At 66.7% G+C, this 18435-nt stretch carries 18 protein-coding genes; 7 read left to right on the top strand and 11 right to left on the bottom strand.

The annotated features are described in order from the left end of the window. The 9 genes from J8I34_RS11020 to J8I34_RS10985 form a co-directional block, all read right to left on the bottom strand. Window positions 1-608, bottom strand: a 608-nt coding sequence (locus J8I34_RS11020) for a TCP-1/cpn60 chaperonin family protein (RefSeq protein ID WP_305826406.1), incomplete at its 3' end; no start/stop codon positions are given. A gap of 45 nt (window positions 609-653) precedes the next feature. Further along, complete coding sequence (groES, locus tag J8I34_RS11015; RefSeq protein ID WP_010813047.1) at window positions 654-944, bottom strand: co-chaperone GroES; 291 nt, start codon at window positions 942-944, stop codon at window positions 654-656. Between the two features lie 350 nt (window positions 945-1294). Next, window positions 1295-2710 (bottom strand): MFS transporter, encoded by a 1416-nt coding sequence (locus J8I34_RS11010; protein ID WP_245175880.1) that lies wholly within the window; start codon window positions 2708-2710, stop codon window positions 1295-1297. Between the two features lie 80 nt (window positions 2711-2790). Next, window positions 2791-3948, bottom strand: a complete 1158-nt coding sequence (locus J8I34_RS11005; protein ID WP_209806023.1) for an FAD-dependent monooxygenase — start codon at window positions 3946-3948, stop codon at window positions 2791-2793. A gap of 10 nt (window positions 3949-3958) precedes the next feature. Further along, the gene (locus tag J8I34_RS11000; protein ID WP_209806022.1) at window positions 3959-4717 is read right to left on the bottom strand and encodes a maleate cis-trans isomerase family protein; all 759 of its coding nucleotides are present in this window, start codon (window positions 4715-4717) and stop codon (window positions 3959-3961) included. A 67-nt stretch (window positions 4718-4784) separates the two neighbouring features. Then, the gene (locus J8I34_RS10995; RefSeq protein ID WP_209806026.1) at window positions 4785-6494 is read right to left on the bottom strand and encodes an AMP-binding protein; all 1710 of its coding nucleotides are present in this window, start codon (window positions 6492-6494) and stop codon (window positions 4785-4787) included. Between the two features lie 18 nt (window positions 6495-6512). Next, complete coding sequence (locus tag J8I34_RS35480) at window positions 6513-6785, bottom strand: hypothetical protein (RefSeq protein WP_348635734.1); 273 nt, start codon at window positions 6783-6785, stop codon at window positions 6513-6515. Beyond that, entirely contained in the window at window positions 6782-7438 is a 657-nt protein-coding gene (locus J8I34_RS10990; RefSeq protein ID WP_371748062.1) for a VOC family protein, read from the bottom strand. The genes J8I34_RS35480 and J8I34_RS10990 overlap by 4 nt, the downstream gene beginning before the upstream one ends. Before the next feature lie 71 nt (window positions 7439-7509). Continuing rightward, window positions 7510-8793, bottom strand: a complete 1284-nt coding sequence (locus J8I34_RS10985; protein ID WP_209806021.1) for an alpha/beta fold hydrolase — start codon at window positions 8791-8793, stop codon at window positions 7510-7512. Between the two features lie 212 nt (window positions 8794-9005). Here J8I34_RS10985 and J8I34_RS10980 point away from each other — a divergent pair, with 212 nt between their 5' ends. Then, window positions 9006-9713, top strand: a complete 708-nt coding sequence (locus tag J8I34_RS10980; RefSeq protein ID WP_029047977.1) for a TetR/AcrR family transcriptional regulator — start codon at window positions 9006-9008, stop codon at window positions 9711-9713. Between the two features lie 171 nt (window positions 9714-9884). Here the strand turns inward: J8I34_RS10980 and J8I34_RS10975 are convergent, their stop codons facing one another. Then, window positions 9885-10844, bottom strand: coding sequence for a LysR family transcriptional regulator (locus J8I34_RS10975; protein ID WP_209806020.1), 960 nt, complete (start codon window positions 10842-10844; stop codon window positions 9885-9887). Window positions 10845-10962: 118 nt separating this feature from the next. Between J8I34_RS10975 and J8I34_RS10970 the strand changes: the two genes are divergently transcribed. From J8I34_RS10970 to J8I34_RS10945, 6 genes are all read left to right on the top strand, one after another. Then, complete coding sequence (locus J8I34_RS10970) at window positions 10963-12192, top strand: acyl-CoA dehydrogenase family protein (protein ID WP_209806019.1); 1230 nt, start codon at window positions 10963-10965, stop codon at window positions 12190-12192. Continuing rightward, a complete protein-coding gene (locus tag J8I34_RS10965) occupies window positions 12192-13301 on the top strand; it encodes an NAD(P)H-dependent flavin oxidoreductase (RefSeq protein WP_209806018.1) in 1110 nt (369 codons plus the stop codon). The genes J8I34_RS10970 and J8I34_RS10965 overlap by 1 nt, the downstream gene beginning before the upstream one ends. Before the next feature lie 60 nt (window positions 13302-13361). Further along, window positions 13362-14360, top strand: coding sequence for a Bug family tripartite tricarboxylate transporter substrate binding protein (locus J8I34_RS10960; RefSeq protein ID WP_209806017.1), 999 nt, complete (start codon window positions 13362-13364; stop codon window positions 14358-14360). Further along, window positions 14357-15586 (top strand): CaiB/BaiF CoA transferase family protein, encoded by a 1230-nt coding sequence (locus J8I34_RS10955; RefSeq protein ID WP_209806016.1) that lies wholly within the window; start codon window positions 14357-14359, stop codon window positions 15584-15586. The genes J8I34_RS10960 and J8I34_RS10955 overlap by 4 nt, the downstream gene beginning before the upstream one ends. 367 nt (window positions 15587-15953) lie before the next feature. Next, a complete protein-coding gene (locus J8I34_RS10950; protein ID WP_209806015.1) occupies window positions 15954-16304 on the top strand; it encodes a hypothetical protein in 351 nt (116 codons plus the stop codon). A 203-nt stretch (window positions 16305-16507) separates the two neighbouring features. Further along, entirely contained in the window at window positions 16508-18055 is a 1548-nt protein-coding gene (locus tag J8I34_RS10945) for an MltF family protein (protein ID WP_209806014.1), read from the top strand. 63 nt (window positions 18056-18118) lie between these two features. Here the strand turns inward: J8I34_RS10945 and J8I34_RS10940 are convergent, their stop codons facing one another. Continuing rightward, window positions 18119-18406: a helix-turn-helix domain-containing protein gene (locus J8I34_RS10940; protein WP_029047969.1), complete on the bottom strand. Its 288-nt coding sequence runs from the start codon at window positions 18404-18406 to the stop codon at window positions 18119-18121. Window positions 18407-18435 lie beyond the last annotated feature (29 nt).

Here is an 18435-nt window from a genome sequence, read left to right as displayed (position 1 = left end):
TACGGCGACAGGTAGCCGCGGTCGAACTGCATGCCTTCCACGACTTCCAGCTCGTCGGCCAGCGACTTGCCGTCTTCGACGGTGATCACGCCTTCCTTGCCGACCTTGTCCATGGCTTCGGCAATGCGCTCACCGATCGAGGTGTCGCTGTTGGCCGAGATGGCGCCAACCTGGGCGATTTCCTTGCTGGTGGTGGTGGGCTTGCTGACCTTCTTCAGCTCTTCCACGGCGGCGGCGACAGCCTTGTCGATACCGCGCTTCAGGTCCATCGGGTTCATGCCGGCGGCAACGTACTTCATGCCTTCGCGCACGATCGACTGGGCCAGCACGGTAGCCGTGGTGGTACCGTCACCGGCGTTGTCGCTGGTCTTGGAAGCGACTTCCTTGACCATCTGGGCGCCCATGTTCTGCAGCTTGTCCTTCAGCTCGATTTCCTTGGCCACGGACACGCCGTCCTTGGTCACGGTCGGGCCGCCGAAGCTGCGCTCCAGCACCACGTTGCGGCCCTTCGGGCCCAGGGTCACTTTAACGGCGTTGGCGAGGATGTTCACGCCTTCGACCATCTTGGCACGTGCGGCGTCGCCGAACACTACGTCTTTAGCTGCCATTCTTGAATCTCCTGAAATCTGTACGGGTGGCGGTCAGTTGGTGAATTACTTGTTCACCACGGCCATGATGTCTTCTTCGCGCATGACCAGCAGTTCCTGGCCTTCCACCTTCACGGCCTGGCCGGCGTACTTGCCGAACAGCACGCGGTCACCGACCTTGACGTCGAGGGCGATGTTGTTGCCCTTGTCATCCTTCTTGCCAGGACCGATTGCCAGCACTTCGCCTTGATCGGGCTTCTCGGCAGCGTTGTCGGGAATCACGATACCGGACGCGGTCTTGGTTTCGTTGTCCAGACGCTTCACGATCACGCGGTCGTGCAGAGGACGCAGGTTCATACGGACTCCTAGATACAAAAGTGAGTGTTTAATCACAAATCGGCCGGCTAACCGAGGCGACGGCCAACTGAAATTTTCAGGTGTCGCAAGGGGCGCTTCATGCTGTTAGCACTCACCCCCGACGAGTGCTAATTATAGGGACGGGGTATGGCCATTTCAAGACAGCGGTTTGATGGGGGTTTTCCCGGACGGGGGAAATTGAGGTGGGTGTTCATCGATTCGGTCATGGCCACCGTCCCCGGCGTGGGACCTCCCGGACGGATCACCGGCACATTCGTCCGGTTTGCGCCGACTACCGGCACGAGCGATCCATGGAGTCCGGGGCCGCCGCCCTGCCCGCCGCCCATGCCTTACTCGTGAAGTTGTGCGGCAGGCTCGACCCGCGCGAGTTCCGGTCCGGTATCCCCTGCGCCGGGAACGGCCTGAACACGCCCGGTCAGGTAGATGCCGATTGCCGCCACCATTGCCGGTACCGCCAGGAGCAGGTAAAGCGCTGCGTTGCTCCAGCCCGCCGACAGAAGGAAAGCGCCACCGAGCGAGCCCCCGATCGCACCGACCCGCCCGATGCCGAGCGCCCATGCCACCCCCGTGGCACGACTTGTGGTCGGATAAAACGCCGACGCCAGCACGTTGGCGCAGACCTGCGAGCCGCTGACGCAGAAGCCCGTGACAAAGATCGCCGCCGCCATTGCCATGGGTGCGCTCACTGAAGCCAGGCACGCCACCGCGATGGCCCCAAGCGTATAAGCACTGGCAACTACCGCGTAAGGGTTGAACTTGTCGAGCAGCATGCCCAGCACGATGGCACCGACAACGCCGCCGCCCTGCAGAAGACCTGCCAGCATTGAAGCCTCCTTCAGGGAAAGACCGCTGCGCTGTACCAGGATCGGCAGCCAGTTGATCATCAGGTAAAGCAATAGCAGGCTGCAGAAGAAGGCAATCCAGAGCCACAGCGTTCCCATCCGATAGCGGGACGCAAAGAGTTGGCCGACCGGCGAACCGGGGCCATCCGGCTCGTCGGTGACGTAGCGAAGTCCGGGCGTGATCCGGGCCGCGTCGATGCGCGCCAGGGTGGCTGCGATCCGCGCCTGCATGCCCTCGCGTGTCGCCAGGTAACGCACCGACTCCGGCAATGCCAGCGCTAGCACCGGCACCAGCAACAGAGGGAGCACCCCGCCCAGCGCCAGCACGCCGCGCCAGCCCACATGCTCGATGAGATAGGCGGTCACCACCCCGCCCACCGCCGACCCGAGCGAAAACCCGCAGAACATCACCGTCAACAAGGTGCCACGGCGACGCGACGGACTGAATTCCGCCGTGAGCGTGATGGCGTTGGGCATCGCGCCGCCGAGCCCAAGCCCGGTCAGGAAGCGAAGTGCAATCAGCCACCCAATGCCGGAAGCCGCCGCAGATGCCAGGCACGCGGCGCCGAACCACGCCACCGACATGATCAACACGCGGCGGCGGCCAATGCGATCGGCCATGGGCCCGCACAGGAAGGCGCCGGCCATCAGTCCAAGCAATCCGGCCGAGAACAGTGGGCCCAATGCCACCATGGACAGCGACCACTCGCCTCGAATATGAGGAGCAAGGAAGCCGATGATCGCGATATCGAAGCCGTCAAGGGCGACGATCGCGAAACACAGCAGCATGATGCGCAACTGCAAGGGCGAAAGCCTCGCAGCGTCGATAAACTCGCGTACGTTGACAGCGGCGCGCATGTGCGCGGCCGCCGCCACATCTTTGGGGGCGGATGGGGCGGTCATTTTGTCTCCTGGGAAGGTTGGCGCACCGCCGCTATGCTTCGGCTTGTGCGGTACTGCGTGGTCCGCGCTGCGGCGCGCGGCTATGCCGAGGCTGGATCCATGTCCGGGTAGTGGTAACCACCCGCTTCCACGCGGGCGATGAACGCCGGATCCCGCTGGCGCAGGTCCTCGTGCGTGACCCTGCCAGTGCGCAGCATGTAGTCGTAGGCGAACGCCACCGGATCGAGGTGCATCTTGCTGTCAACCGATTCGTACCAGTCGAGACTACGGCGAGCCGCATCCTGGAACTTCGCCGATGCATCCCGGCGCGAGTCTTCGAACGCCTGGAAAGCAGCCGGCATGTCGTCTCGATGCGCGCAGACTGCATCGCACAGCGCTACGGCATCCTGCATGGCCATGCGGGTTCCTGAGCCCAGAGAAAAATGCACGCTGCGCAAGGCATCGCCGAGCAGCACGACCTTGCCGTGCGACCAGTGCTCGTTTTGCACCACGCTGGCCTGGAACCAGTTCGAGCGATTGCCGAGCAGCGAATGCCCGCCGAGGTCTTCGGCAAACACCCACTCGCAGAACGCACGGCTCTCATCCTCGGTCGCGGTATCCAGTCCGGCGCGATGCCATGTGTCCGGATCCACCTCCACCAGGAACGTCGACAACGCATCGCTGTACTGGTACGAGTGAGCGATGAACACGCCGAACTCGGTCTCGCGGAAGATCAGCGAAACCGGATGGAAGAGCTGATGCGTGCCATACCACGCGAACTTGTTGCGGCGCACGTCGAAGCTCGGCTGGAAATGCTCGGCCAGCCGCGTACGCACCTCGCTGTTGACGCCGTCGGCCGCCACGACCAGGTCGGCGTCAGGCAATTCCGCCGGATCATTCACGCGGCTGCCATAGCGGATCTCGACGCCGGCCGCGGTGCATGCACCTTGCAGCACGCGCAGCAGGTCGATACGCGAGGTGCGCGAGAAATGGTTGCCGCGCAGCGGCACCGCCACGCCGCGGTGGATCACTTCCATATGGTCGCAACGCTGATGATGGGCGGTGAACTTCCTGAAGAACGCCGGATCTGCGTCCTGCAGGAACGACAGCGCGATGTCGGAGAACACGACACCCCAGCCGTAGGTGGCGCCTGCTTCGTTGCGCTCATGCACAACGATATGGTCTTCAGGATGCCGCTGCTTGAGCAGCAGCGAGAAGTAGAGGCCGGCGGGCCCGCCTCCGATGACGACGACATTCATGGTAAGCCTCCTACTTGCTTGCCGGCGCCAGGGCCGCACCGGCATTGGGGACGGCGGGAGCCAGGTCCAGGTGCTCCAGCATCTGGCGCACCGTGCAGGCAGCGGTGGACGTGACGGGAAGGCCGATGGCATCTTGCGCTGCCTGGATGGCCGGCAGCGACGGCATCTGCACGCAGGCCGACAGCACCACGACATCGGCATTGGCGGTGTTGAGGCGCCTGACATCCTGCAGCAACTGCATGGGATCGCGGCGCCCGACTTCGAGGTTGTCCGGGATCTCGAAAGACAAGGCATCCAGGACTTCAATGCCTTCATGCTCGATGTACCGGACCACGGCCTCGGTCAGTGGCTTCATGTACGGCGCCATCAGCGCAATACGGCGCGCGCCCATCGACTTCAGGCCCGCCACCAGCGCGCCGGCCGACGTCATCACCGGCGCATCGCAGTGGTTCGCGCGCGCCACGCGCAGCAAGTCCCGCTCAACCTGGCGGTGGTAGCCCGGCCCCATCGCCATGATGGCGACCAGGCACGCCGTGCTCATCACGTCCACGCGCGCGTCGGCCAGTTCGGCGGCGCAGCGCAGACCTTCGCGGTTCATCGCTTCCAACTCTTCGCGGACGACGCGATGCATGCGCATGCGGCTCGCGTGGAACGTGAAGCGCTCCGGCCAGACCTGCTCCCGCGCGCGCAGCATGGCGGGAATCTCGGTCTCCATCGTCGTGTTGGAGCTGGGCACGATCTGCCCGATACGGTAGGTACGACTGTTCATGCTGGTCAGCCTTGGTTGGATGGGTTGGCGTGCGCGCTCGTTTCGCAGTACGGCTTCGGTGCAGGTGTCATGCCGATTTCCTCCCCGTTTCGCCGGCTCCGCCAGCGGCTTCCGCCGCGAGCTGGCGCGCGATCATGGCCCGCAGTGCGGCCTTGTCGACCTTGCCGACGCGGGTCACCGGGAACTCCGCGACCACTTCGATACGCTCCGGGCATTTGAACTTTGCCAGTCCCTGTTCCACCAGGAACGCAGCCAATCCCGCCACGTCGGGCGCGGCATGGCCAGCGCGCAGGATTACGTAGATGCAGCCTTTCTCTCCGTACAACGGGTCCGGCATCGCTACAAGCTTGGCGTCCGCGACCGCAGGATGCCGGCTGACATACGCCTCCACTTCTTCCGAGCCGATCTTCTCGCCGCCGCGGTTCACGTTGTCGCGCAGGCGGCCTTCAAACGCAAAGCAGCGGTAGCCGTCGATCACGTGCTCGGTCATGAGGTCGCCGGAGCGCACGAAACCATCCGCGGTCAGTGACTGGGCGGTGGCTTCCGGCGCCTTGTAGTAGCCGCGAAGGCTGGATGGACCGCGGAAGCACAACTCGCCGGGCGTTCCCGGCAGTGCCGCCTCGTCCGTGCCCGGCACCAGCAAGCGGAGATCGTCATCCGGGCAACCGGAGAAGCCCTGGGTGCGATGCCGTATCGCGGCGGAAAACCGCGCGCCGGCACCGAGCAGTAATCCTTCGGTCGTCCCGAAGAGGTTGAAGCACGGCACGCCGAGATGCGCTTCGAGCGCGTCGGCACGCGTCATCGTGCCGAACAGTTCCAGCGACGAAAGATCGTGCCGCGCAATGTCCCGGTACGCGATCATCTGCGGCGCCACCGGCCCGATCGACATACCATGCGTGACGCGGTGTTGTTCGATCAGATCGAGCATGCGCTGGATATCGACGCGTGGCATCAGCACCGAGGTCATGCCGCCCGCCACGACCGGTACCAGCACATAGAGCTGGCCGGCATTGTGCAGCAGCGGCAGCGACCAGATCAGACGGCTTTTCGCGGTCTGACCGAGCAGGCGCATGCAGGCCAGCGCATGGCCGATGTACTCGGCGTGGAAGCGCGGAATGATCTTCGGTACGCCGGTCGTGCCACCGGACAACTGGAAGCTGAGCACGTCCTCGCTGCCGATCCGGACCCCCGCCAGTACTTTCACGGCCTGCTCGTAGGAGATCGTATCGATCAGTGCGTCCATGCCATGCTCGGCAAGCGCACCCTGTGCGGCGGAACCGCCGCCACGCGCAACGATCAGGTGTTGGATCGACGGGTGACGGCAGGCCATGCCGCGGGCAAAGCCGGTCAGGTCGAAGGCGCTGAAATCGGCCTGCACAAAGTAGGCTCGCGGCGTGGACTGGGCGGAAAGCTGGCCGATCTCGACCTCGCGGTACTGGGGCACCGCACACACGGGAACTATGCCGGCCTTGTAGCAGCCCATCAACGCGACGACGGTGTCGATCGTGGTTCCCATCTGGAAGATGGCGCGGTCACCAGGCCTGACGCCAAGCTGATGCAGTGCGGCGCCGAGGCGCTCGCTGCGCGCGTCCAGTTCGGCAAAGGTGATCGAGCGCTCATCGCTGATGAAGGCCGGGTGGTCCGGCGTGCGACGGGCGGTCTTGCGCAATGCGCCGCCGAGCGTGTCGTCGACCCATGCGCCGCTTTCGAAATACCGGGCGGCGTCGGCGGGCGGGCAGTACACCACGCCTTCAATCGGAAAATGAATACCGGTCATGATGGCCTCCTCCGGCACTCACGCCATCGCCGGATCGCGCGGGACGATGCGCACGATATCGCGGTCGAAACGTTCGATCTTGCCGTCAAGCCCGCCGGTGAACAGCCCGTACCAGACCGCGGGCTTCAGGCCCAGGGCGCGGCGCCCGAATTCGAGCGGTTCATCCGAAGCGATCACCGTATAGTCGCCGAGATCGCTGAGCCGGCACGCCGGCAGGCGGCGCGCGGCTTCTGTCAGGACCGCGAACTCGGGAACGTTCAGCACAAACATACGTAGGGTGGTCGGGCTCATGCGTGACACTCCTGGTCCAGGTCCAGGCGGCGGCCGAGGATCTCTGCCTTGCGCCTCCAGATGGCGTCGATCCTCGTCACGCGCGCATGCCGGGTGCGGGCTTCGTCCTCCAGCTCGATGGCGGCGGCCAGCGTCGCATCGGCATCGCGCGCATCGAGCGCTGCAAGCGGCCGCAGCTTGCGCGTGATCTCGATGAAGTAGCCGTTCGGGTCGCGGAAGTAGATCGACTCGATCACCTCGTGCGCGGTTTCCGCGGACACCACCACGCCGCGCTCCTCCAGCCGCGTCTTCCATGCCAGCATTTCTTCCTGCGTATCGACCAGCCAGGCCGTGTGGGTGGCGTCGAACACATGGTCGTCCGGGAGCGGCGGACGGGTGCCGCGACCCGCCAACGCTTCGGGCTCGTCACTGCCGAGGTAGTAGAAGAACGCAATGGTGCTGCCCCTGCCGCTGTCAAAGAAGAAGTGCAGGAAATCGGGGTGCGTCGAAGGCCCCCAGCCGCGCGCCGAAATCGTGTGGATCAGCGGCAGGCCCAGGATGTCGCGATAGAACGTGACGGTTTCCTTCAGGCGCCAGGTGGGGCGGGCGGTATGGTCGACGCCGCGCAGGCGCAGCGGCGCGGCGGCGTCGGGTGGGGCGGTTCTTGCATGCATCGTTACGTCTCCGGATCGGAATGGGGCTGGTGTGTGTCTGGTGCGTTATTGCGGGAAGTTATTGCAGGAAGTTATTGCGGGAAGCTCTCGCGTAGCCACGTCTGCAGCAGACGGCCCGTCGCATAGCGGCCGGGTTCCTCGCCCTTGGCCAGCGCGCGGCCGTGGTGGTCGCCGCGAACGCGGTGGTGCTGCTTGTCGACGCTGCCGATGCTCTGGAAGATGTCCGCGATGACACTGGGGAAACAGGCCTGGTCGGCCGTGTACTCGATCAGCAGCGTGGGCTGGTGAATGGCCGGGGCGGTGCGGGACAGCGCCGCATTCGACGACAGACCCGACCATGTCGACAACCAGCTCTCGGGCGAGCACACGCGGGCGAAGCCGACCGAGCCATAGTTGGAGATGAACGGGTCCGCGCCCCAGAGCGAGCCGTATTTGCGGTCCGACGGATCGAGCGACAGGTCGAAGCAGCGCAGGTCGGCATCGGTGCGCCAGACGGGAAAGAGCTGCGTGTGGGCCGCGCGCCGGCGCACGGTATCGCTGACCGTGCCGGGGTTGCGCTTCACTTCGGCGCGGGCGTCCATGCGCTCGGCAATCATCGTCCGGGCCAGGTGGTCAAGGCGCTGTACCCGCATCGCCTGCGCGGCGCGGTACTTCATGACGAAGTGGGTGTGATACGCGGACGACCGCGGGGCCGGCGCAAAGCCATTGGCGGCGGCGAATGCATCGAGCGCCGGATCGACGGAAAGCGGGTCGCGCTCGTCTGTCACGGACGGGTCGATGCAGGACTGCAGCAGCATGCCTTGTCCCGGATGCGGCGCGACGAAAACCACGCCATCCACGGCGGGCAGCAATGCCGAGGCGAGATGGGTGGCACGGCCGCCGGGCGTCCGGCCGATGCGCGCTTCTGGCGCGGCATTCGATTGCTGGACGTACAGGGCATACAACCCGCTGCCGCCCGAGTTGCCGAGCAGCACGATGTTGCGGAAGCCCGCTTCACGCAGGAAACGCACGCCTGCCGCGACGTCATAGAGCGCGAACTCGTGCTCCAGGCGCTGGTCGTTGCCGACCGAGCGCGGCGACTGCGACCACGCCGCGTAACCGGCTTCCACGATGTCGGGAATCAGGTAGTGGCAGGCCATGAACTCGCGCGGATGCATGATGCAGACCACCGTATCGGGCCGGCCTGCGGCATAGAGCGAACCGCCGGTGGCCGCACCATCCTCCGTGCGCAGCACGACGTTGCGGGTCACCGTGCCCGGCGGCACATCGCGCGGGTTCCAGTCGGTGTTCAGGAAACCTGCAATCGGCCCGCGAGCGGCGGGCGATTCGTTGGGGGGCGTCTGGGAACTATTCATCGATTCACTCCGTTTTTTACAGAATAGTCCATTTTTCGACGTGTACGTAAATTTTTTTACGAGAGCGCCGAATCCGTTTGCAGGCGCCTTTCAATGCACTAGCAGGGAAGTTGCCGGGCAACGCCCCGGTGCACCGGGGTGGCGGGCCCGCGCCATTTTGTTTATCGTGATGGCTTCTCGACGCCCGCGTCGAAAAACTGAATGGCGGTTACATGGCAAAGGCACAGAGCAAGAGCGACGCGCTGCGGGACTCGATCCTGGAGGTCGCGACGCGCCTCTTCATCGAGCGCGGCTTCGATGGCACCGGACTCAACGACATCGCGGACGCAGTGGGGCTGAGCCGTCCGGCGCTCTACTACTACTTCAAGAGCAAGGAAGCCATCCTCGAGGAGTTGACTACGGCGGTCACGCGCACCGCCGCGCAACTGGCCACCGAGGCCATCCCCGAGGCCATGCGCACGCCTGCCGGCATCCTGCGCCACCTGGTGCTGCGCCACGCCACGCTGATCCTGACGCACCCGCTGCAGTTCCGCGTGGTCGAACGCAACGAGAACAACCTGCCGCTCAAGCAGCGCAAGATGGCCGAGCAGGCGCGCCGCGCGGTGCTCGAACAGTTCCGGCAGGCGATCGAGTTCGGCATCGACCATGGGAGCTTTCGCGTGGTGGACGCCAAGATCGCCGCATTCTCGATCATCGGCATGTGCAACTGGACGGCGTGGTGGTTCAATCCCGCCGGACAGGCTTCCGTGGATGAGGTAGCGGGCCAGATTGCGGACATGGCGCTGCGCTCGGTCGAACTGCCGGCCAGCCGCGCGCTGGACAAGCCCGGGCCGGCGGCTATCCTGCAGTTGCTGCGCGACGATCTGACGCTGCTGGAGCGAAGCCTGGACGCGCCGGCTGCTGCGGGGCCCGCAACCTAGCCATCCGGTCTGTCGAGGCATGCATGGGGCTCAACAAGACGTGCATACGCCAAGGCGGGCATGGCAGCGAAGACATGCATCGGCTGGATCTCTACCCAGCCCCATGTACCGGCTTGTGACGGTGTCCCAGCTCTCACAGCGGCACGCCGCGTCCCGCGCCAGACATCTCCGTCACCGCCGCCACTTCCCTTCGCCGATCAGCGCCTCGGCAAGCTTGGGAATCATCTGCGCCACCTGCCGCACCGCGGCGGTGAAGGGACGCTGGCTGCTCGTCGCCAGCACCACGCTCTGCCGCATGGCGCGGTCCGCCAATGGCACGGCGTCATACTCCCCGCTCTCCAGCTCGGCCGCCACCGCGTGGTATGGCAATACGGAAAACGCGGCATGGTCGGACAGGATGCGCTTGATGACCACTGATGAGCTTGCCTCCATGCACACGTTGAGGGCGATGCGGTGCGCGGCGGCAGCCTCTTCCAGCAGGTTGCGGATGGCGTTGGGCGGCACCGGCAGCACCAGCGGCACGCCGCCGATCTGCCGCAGCAGCATCGAAGCCGGCCTGCCGCCCGCGGCGCGCCAGTGGGCCTGCACGGCCTCGCGCCGGCCGACCAGCATCAGCGGCGTATCGAGCAGGCGGCGGTAGCTGTTCCGGCCTTCGGCACGATAGCGGTTCAGGACGGCGAGATCGATGCTGCCTTGGGTCAGCCGCGTCTCGATCTCGCCGCTGTAGCCTTCCACGATGCGCAGCTTCACCGCGGGCAGCCGCTCCTGCACGGCGGCGTAGAGCCGGCTCGACAGCAGCGGCGCCACCGCCGGCACCAGGCCCAGCGTGACCATGCCGCTGACATTGCCGGCACGGCCGCGCGCCGACTCGACCAGCTGCCTGGCGCCGTCCAGCAGCGGCTCGGCATCGGCCAGCACCTGCGCGGCCAGCGTGGTTGGCCGCACGCCGCGGCCGGTGCGGTAGAACAGCGGGCCACCAAACATCTTCTCCAGCTCGGCGACCTGCCGGCTGATCGCCGACTGTGCCAGGCCGAGCTGCGCCGCGGCGCCCGAAACGCTGCCCGTGCGCGCCACCGCGACGAACGTGGTCAACGCCTTGAGCGTCACGTCGTGTCCCGCATCTGTTTGCATATCCCTCTCCTGCTATCTCCTATGGAGATATCTGCTTTCTGATACCGGCATTGATCCGAGGATACCGCCTCTCTATCGTTAGAGGCAATCGCACACCACCCGGAGGAGACCCTGATCCATGCCACTGACTGCTGAACACCATCCGCTGGCGCCGCTCAATGCGGCGCAGAACGACATGCTGGCCCGTGTCCAGGCACTGGTCCGGGACCACATCGGCCCCAGGGCCAACGCGGCAAACCGCAACGACGAGTTCGCCTGGGACACCTTCCGCGCGCTGGCGGAAAGCGGCGTCATCGCCACGGCGTTTCCCACCACGCTCGGCGGCACCAATGCCTCGATGCTGCTGCGCGTCAGGATCATCGAAGAGATTGCGCGAACGTGCAGCACGGCGGCGTCGCTCGTGACCGGCACCGACCTGTCCTCGCGCCCGATCGTTGCCGGCGGTTCCGCGGAGCTTTGCGCGCAGACGGTGCCGCTGCTGGCCAATGGCAGCAGGCAGTCCGCCTTCGCGCTGACCGAGCCCGGCGCGGGATCGGATCTCGCGCGGCTGCGCACCGTCGCCAGCCGGCATCCCGGCGGCTATCGGCTCACTGGCGTAAAGAAATTCATCACCCGCGCCAACGTGGCCGATATGTTTGTCGTGGTGGCTTCGCTTGCCGACGGTCCCGGCGGCAGCAAGGGACTGACGGCGTTCCTGGTGCCGCGCGATGCTGAAGGACTGAGCGTATCGCCGATCATTCCCAAGCTCGGCTGGCATGGCGTGCCGATCGCCGAGGTCCGGCTCGACGATGTGTTCGTGCCGGTCTCGCATCGCCTGGGCGAAGAGGGACAGGGCATGGCGCTGGCGCAGGACACGCTGGTGCGCGCACGCATCGGCCATGCCGCGATCGCGCTGGGTCGGATGACCGGCGCGCTGCAGATCGCCGCGCAATACGCCGGGCACCGGCAGGTATCGGGCAAGGCGGTGGGCGAGCACCAGGGCATCCAGTGGATGCTGGCCGACATGGCCGCGCGCATCGAAGCCGCCCGCTGCCTGGTCTACAGCTCGGCGCAGCGCTACGACCGCACGGACCCTGAGACTTCGATCCACGCCTCGATCGCCAAGATGCACAGCACCGACCTGTGCATGCGCGTGGTAGTGGACTGCGCGCAACTGCTGGGCGGCAACGGCTACCTGAATGCGTATCCGATCGAGCGCTTCCTGCGCGACGCCAAGATGAACCAGATTGGCGAAGGCACCAGCGAGGTCCACAAGAACCTGATCGGCCGGCACGTGATGAAGACCGCCTCGGCGATGCCACAACATCCCTGCCTCGATTTCGAGCCGGATCTGTTTGGAGCGCAATGATGGCAAGCACTGCTGACCATAGCCTGGCCAATGCGCTGTGCCGCCGGCTGGGCATCCGCTACCCGGTGTTCGGGCTGGCGCACAGCATCGAGGTCGCCGCGGCCATTTCCAATGCCGGCGGCCTCGGCGTGTATGCCGCGGCACGCGATGGCCCCAACGAACTGGCGCAGAAACTGCGCGACCTGCGCGCGCTGTGCCCGGACGTGCCGGTCGGTGTGGACCTGCTGCTGCCCACCGCGCTGCCGGGCGTCTCCACCCCGGAAGACGTAAGCGCTGCGATCCCTGAAGGACATCGCCGCTTCGTCGACGGCCTGTTCGAGCGCTTCGCCGTGCCGCCGGCCACGGCGGGCAACTTCTTCTCGCAGTACGTGCGCTCGCAGGCTTTGTTCGAGGAACAGGTCGCAGCCGTGGCGCAGAGCGAGGTGGAGGTGTTCGCCGCCGGCGTCGGCACGCCGGCCGACACCATCGCCAGGGTGCGCCGTGCCGGCAAGACCACCATGGCGCTGGTCGGCGCGGTCAAGCATGCGCGCAAGGCCATCGCGGCCGGCGTCGATGTGCTGGTCGCCCAGGGCTACGACGCCGGCGGGCATACTGGCACGATCGGCACCTTCACGCTGGTGCCGCAGATCATCGCGGCCGCCGAGGGACGCCCCGTGCTGGCCGCCGGCGGCATCGGCGAAGGCAGCCAGATCGCCGCGGCGCTGGCGATGGGGGCGCAGGGCGCGTGGCTCGGCACCGTGTGGCTGGGCAGCGCCGAGCATCAGCTGCCGGCCGCGCTGACTGAACGGCTGCTGGCCGCTGGCAGCGACGACACGGTGATCACCCGCGCGCACAGCGGCAAGCCCTGCCGCGTGGTGCGCAGCGCCTTCTCCGACGCATGGGCGGCGGCCGATGCCCCGGCGCCACTAGACATGCCCTACCAGCAGGCCCTGACCGGCCGGCTGCTGGCAGCGGTGGAAGAGCACGAGATCGCCCCGCTGATGTACGAGGCGGCGGGCCAGAGCGTTGCCTGGGTGAAGGAGGTCGAGCCCGTGGCGCGGATCATGGACCGGCTGGTGCGGCAGACGCGCCAGTCGCTCGAATGCCTGCGCCCTTACCTGCCGGAGTGACCGGCAGAGAGTGACCGGCAGGCGCCGGCGCAAATACCGATACAAGAAAGAGGAGACAGCATGGATCGCCGAGCATTCGGAAGGACTGCTTTCCAGACCGCCCTGATGATGGCCGCGCCCGGCCTGTTGCCGGCGCTGGCCCGCGCCAGCACCGGCCCGGGCAACTTCCCCGAGCGGCCGCTGCGCGCGGTCATCCCTTACCCGGCGGGCGGCGTGGTCGACGTCACGCTGCGCGCCGCCCTCGACCGCATGTCGCTCGACCTGCCGCAGCGCGTGGTCGTGGAGAACAAGCCGGGTGCAGATGGCCGCATCGGCATCGAGTTCGCCAGCCGCGCGCCGGCGGACGGCTACACGATGCTCGGCGTCACGCCGGTGCTGGCGGTGGCGCAGACGCTCTACCCCGACTCCGGCATCCGCGTGCAGAATTTTCGCGCCATTGGCTCGGTGGCCGCGGTGCCATCGGTATTCGTGGTGCACAACGACGTCCCTGTGAAGACGCTGAAGGAGTTCGCGGCCTGGGCCAAGGCGCGGCCCGGCTCGGTCAACGTGCCGGTGCCGGGCGCCGGCAGCTCGCTGCACCTGGCGCAGGAGCTGTTCTTCGAAGCCACCGGCGTGCGCGTGACCAATGTCGGCTACAAGGGCCAGCCGCCTTCGGTGCTGGACCTGGGACGCGGGCAGCTGCAGTTCGCGCTGGTGTCGCAGAACCTGGTGCTGCCGCTGATCCAGTCGAATCGCGTACGGCCTCTCGCCGTCAATGCCGCACGGCGCACGCGCTCGCTGCCGGAGGTCCCGACCATCGCCGAGGCGGGCTATCCCGACGCGCTGGTGCGATCCTGGTACGGCCTGGCTGTCCATGCACGCACGGCGCCGGCCATCGTCGACTACCTCGGCGCCGCGCTGCAGGCGGCGATGGGCACCACCGACGTGCGCAACCGGCTGGCGGCGCTTGATGCGGAAATCCTCCCGCTCGACGCCAGGCAATTCGACCAGCTGCTGGTGGCCGAGGCAACGCGCTGGGCAGCATTGATCAAGGCGCGCGACATCAAGGTGGACGCATGAACCAGACCTCGTTTGTGAACGGCAACGGCAAGACCGACGGCCCGCTCGCCGGACTGCGCATCCTCGACATGGCCACGGTGCTGGCCGCGCCGCTCGCCAGCACGCTGTGCGCCGACATGGGCGCCGACGTGGTCAAGCTTGAGTTGCCCGATGGCAGCGATCCGCTGCGCGGCCTGGCACCGGTCAAGGACGGCCTGCCGCTCTACTGGAAGGTGGCCAACCGCGGCAAGCGCGGCATCTCGCTCGACGTGCGGCAGCCACAGGGGCGCGCGCTGTTCCTCCGGCTGCTGCCCGAATTCGATGTGCTGGTCGAGAACTTCCGCACCGGCACGCTCGACCGCTGGGGCCTCGACGCCGGGACCTTGCGCGAAGCGAACCCGCGCCTGATCATCCTGCGCCTGACCGGCTTCGGCCAGACCGGCCCGTATGCGTCGCGCGCCGGCTTCGCGCGCGTGTTCGAAGCCATGAGCGGCTTCACCAACCTCGCCGGTGAGCCGGGCGGTCCGCCGCTGCACATGAACTATCCCGCCGGCGACGTGGTGGCCGGCCTGTTCGGCGCGTTCGCCATCGCCACCGCCGCGGCCGAGCGCCGGCGCGATCCCGCAGCGCCCGGGCGGGATATCGACCTGTCCGCCACCGAGGCGCTGTTCCGCCTGCTGGAGCCGCTCGCGGTGGAATACGAACAGCTCGGCCAGGTGCGCCAGCGCGCGGGCAACCTGGCCACGTACACGGCGCCGTCCAACATGTATGCGACCGCCGACGGCCAATGGGTGTCGATGGTGGCGTCGTCCAACCCGATCTTCCGGCGCCTGTGCGTGGCGATCGGCCAGCCGGAACTGGCGGACGATGCGCGCTACGCCACCAACCCAGCGCGCGTGCGGCACCTCGACACGCTGGATGACGGGATCGGCGCCTGGTTCGCGGCACATGACTACCGCGCCGTCGCGGCGGCGCTGGAAGCGCAGCAGATCCCGTTCAGCAAGATCTTCACCATCGAGGACATCCTGGAGGACCCGCACTTCCGCGCGCGCGAGGCGATCGTGCGCCTGCCCGATCCGGACCTGGGCTCGGTTCCCGCGCCATGCCACGTGCCGCGCTTTTCCGGGTACGAGCCCGGCGCGCCCCGAACCGGGCCTTCAGTCGGCGAGCACAACGAAGAGATCTACGCCAGGGTCGGCCTGACCCGGCAGGAGATGCAGGCGTTGCGCGCGGAAGGGGTGATATGACCGCTCGCCGCTGGCGGCAGCCCTTGCCTGCGCCGCGCTACGGCATGCTGTGAAGGGATCGCCGCGCTACCGGCGTGGCGTTGTCGCCGCCTCGCTGAAATCCGCGCCGGAGGCCGCGCGATGCGGTGCGCGATGGGGTTGGAGTGACGGTGGCGCCCTTAACCGGAGTTTGTTGCGGCCATACATCAATGCCGCCGTGTAAGAGTAATGCCGGCACCGCATCAGCGCTCGACCGACAGCGCAATGTGAGCCCGCTGCCTAGACTGAGGGCTACCGCTGCATCGCCGCCACCGTGGCGATGCACGGTCCCAGCCGCGCCGGGCCCCTCCACTGCCGGCGCGTCCGACAACAACTCTGGAGGTTTTCCATGGATCCGAAACAGCCCGCTCGCCTTCCCAGGATTGTCGGCGCGATTGCCGCCGGCCTGGCAGGCCTCAGCTGTGCCACCGTTTTCGCCCAGACCACGGCCGCGCCCGCGGCACCCCCGGCCGGCGCGCAAGGCGTGCCGCCCGGCATGACCCAGATCGAACCGCCCAAGGACCCGCTGGTCGAGCGCCGCGAGACACGCAAGCGCGCCTCCGACGAATACAAGGCGAAGAAGAAGGCCGCCAAGGGCGAGTACAAGGAAGAAGTCGGCGAGGCCAAGCAGGAGCGCAAGGTCGAGAACAAGGCGGCGGACGCCGCGGCCCGCCAGGAGATGGCAGCGCCGAAGCAATAGCGTAATCACGCATGCTGCAAGTGAGAGATGGCCAGCGCAAGCCGGCCATCTTCTTCCCCGGTCTCAAACGCGTTCCCCCCGAGCTGCGCAAACCTGCGCTTCCCGCAGCCTGCGCACGGCTTCCCGCTTGCAAGCCGCCGTATCGCGCCTAGACTCCTTATGGGCAAACCGCGCGCTTGCTTGCGCGGCTTGCATTCCCCGCCATGTCCGCTGTCCACCCTTCCCGTTGGTTGGCAGGCCTCTTTCTGTCTGGCCTGGTGGGCACGTGCAGCCTGTGTGGACCCTCTGCCGTAGCGCAGCAAACAAAGCCTTCGCAAAATCCGCCGCCCGCTGCGGCGGCCCCTGCCGCGACCGCTGCGCCGAGCGAGGCGGCACCCGCCAAGCCACGTGGCCTGAGCCTTGCCAACAAGCCCCGTACCGGCGACTTCGACGTGATGCTCAAGAGCCGCGTCATCCGCGTGCTGGTGCCTTACAGCCGCACGCTCTACTTCAGCGACAAGGGGCGCGAGCGCGGGCTGACCGCGGAGCTGGTGCGTGGCTTCGAGCGCTACCTGAACAAGAAATACGCCGACCAGCTTGGCAAGCGCCCGCTGACCGTCATCATCATTCCGACCACGCGCGACCGCCTGCTGCCTGACCTGATGGCGGGGCTCGGCGATATCGCCGCCGGCAACCTGACCGAGACCGAGAACCGGCTGAAGCAGGTCGATTTCGCCGCGCCGCGCGACCGCAAGCCGGTGCGCGAGCTGGTGGTCACCGGGCCGAAGGCGCCGGCGTTGCAGCGCCTCGACGACCTCGCCGGAAAAACCGTGCACGTCCGGCGCGCCAGCAGCTACTTCGAAAGCCTGACCGTGCTGAACGACAGCCTGCGCCACGCCGGCAAGGCGCCGATGAAGCTGGTCATGCTGCCCGACGCGCTCGAAGACGAAGACGTGCTCGAGATGCTCAACGCGGGCGTGCTGCAGATCGTGGTGGTCGATGACTGGAAGGCCGCGACGTGGGCGCAGATCCTGCCGAACATCAAGGTGCGCGAGGACCTGGCCGTGCGCGAAGGCGGCTTTGTCGGCTGGGCCTTCCGCAAGAACAGCCCGCAGCTGCGGCAGGCGATCGATGACTTCTACGTCAACTACGTCAAGAAGCAGGGCGTGGCGGAGTACCTGCTCAAGCAGACCATGCAGCGCGTCAAGCAGATCAAGAACAACACCGACGATGCCGAGTACAAGCGTTTCCAGCAGACCATCGCCTTCTTCGAGAAATATGGCAAGGACTATGGCTTCGACCCGCTGATGCTGGCCGCGCAGGGTTTCCAGGAGTCACAGCTGAACCAGGAGGCGCGCAGCCATGTCGGCGCGGTCGGCATCATGCAGATCATGCCGGCCACGGGCAAGGAACTGAATGTCGGCAACATCCGGATGGCAGAGGCCAATGTCCACGCCGGCGCCAAGTACATGGACCGGCTGATGACGAAGTACTTCCCCGACGCGCATTTCTCGGAAACGGACCGGCCGCTGTTCGCGTTTGCGAGCTATAACGCCGGGCCGGGCAATATCGCCAAGATGCGCAAGGAAGCAGCGGCGCGCGGGCTGGATCCCGACAAGTGGTTCAACAATGTCGAGATCGTGGTGGCGGAAAAGATCGGCATCGAGACCACCACCTACGTGCGCAACATCTTCAAGTACTACGCGGCGTACCGGCTCATGCAGGACATGCAGGCGGCGCGCGAGCGCGCGCGCAGGCAGGTACAGAAATAGCGGCCGCATCGACTGCCGGCATCAATCGCTGGCATTTCCGTCCGCGCGCGGCGCCGGATGCACTCAGTCGGCCAGGCCGCTAGCGTCGATGTGGCCAAGTGCCTCGGTCACCGCGCGCCGCGCCTTGAGCACGTAGCAGACCTTGCGTTCCTGGATCGACAGCGCCAGCACGTCGGCCTGCACCAGCTCCTGGAACAGGTGGCCGGCACGCGCCAGGCTGACCTGCGCGATGTGGGCCAGGTCGGCCGCGGGCAGCCCGTTCTCGCCCGCGTCGAGCAGCGCGCGGCACACGCGGGCCCGCGCGGGCTCCGTCATCAGGGCAAGGGTTAGGGTACTTTCCTGGGTCTCCATGGCCACACCTCGAACGTCCGGCGCGCCGG

This window comes from Cupriavidus phytohabitans (assembly GCF_017815025.1).
GTDB lineage: Bacteria > Pseudomonadota > Gammaproteobacteria > Burkholderiales > Burkholderiaceae > Cupriavidus.
Note: the sequence above shows the minus strand (reverse complement) of the source record. Positions and strands in the feature narration are given on the sequence as shown.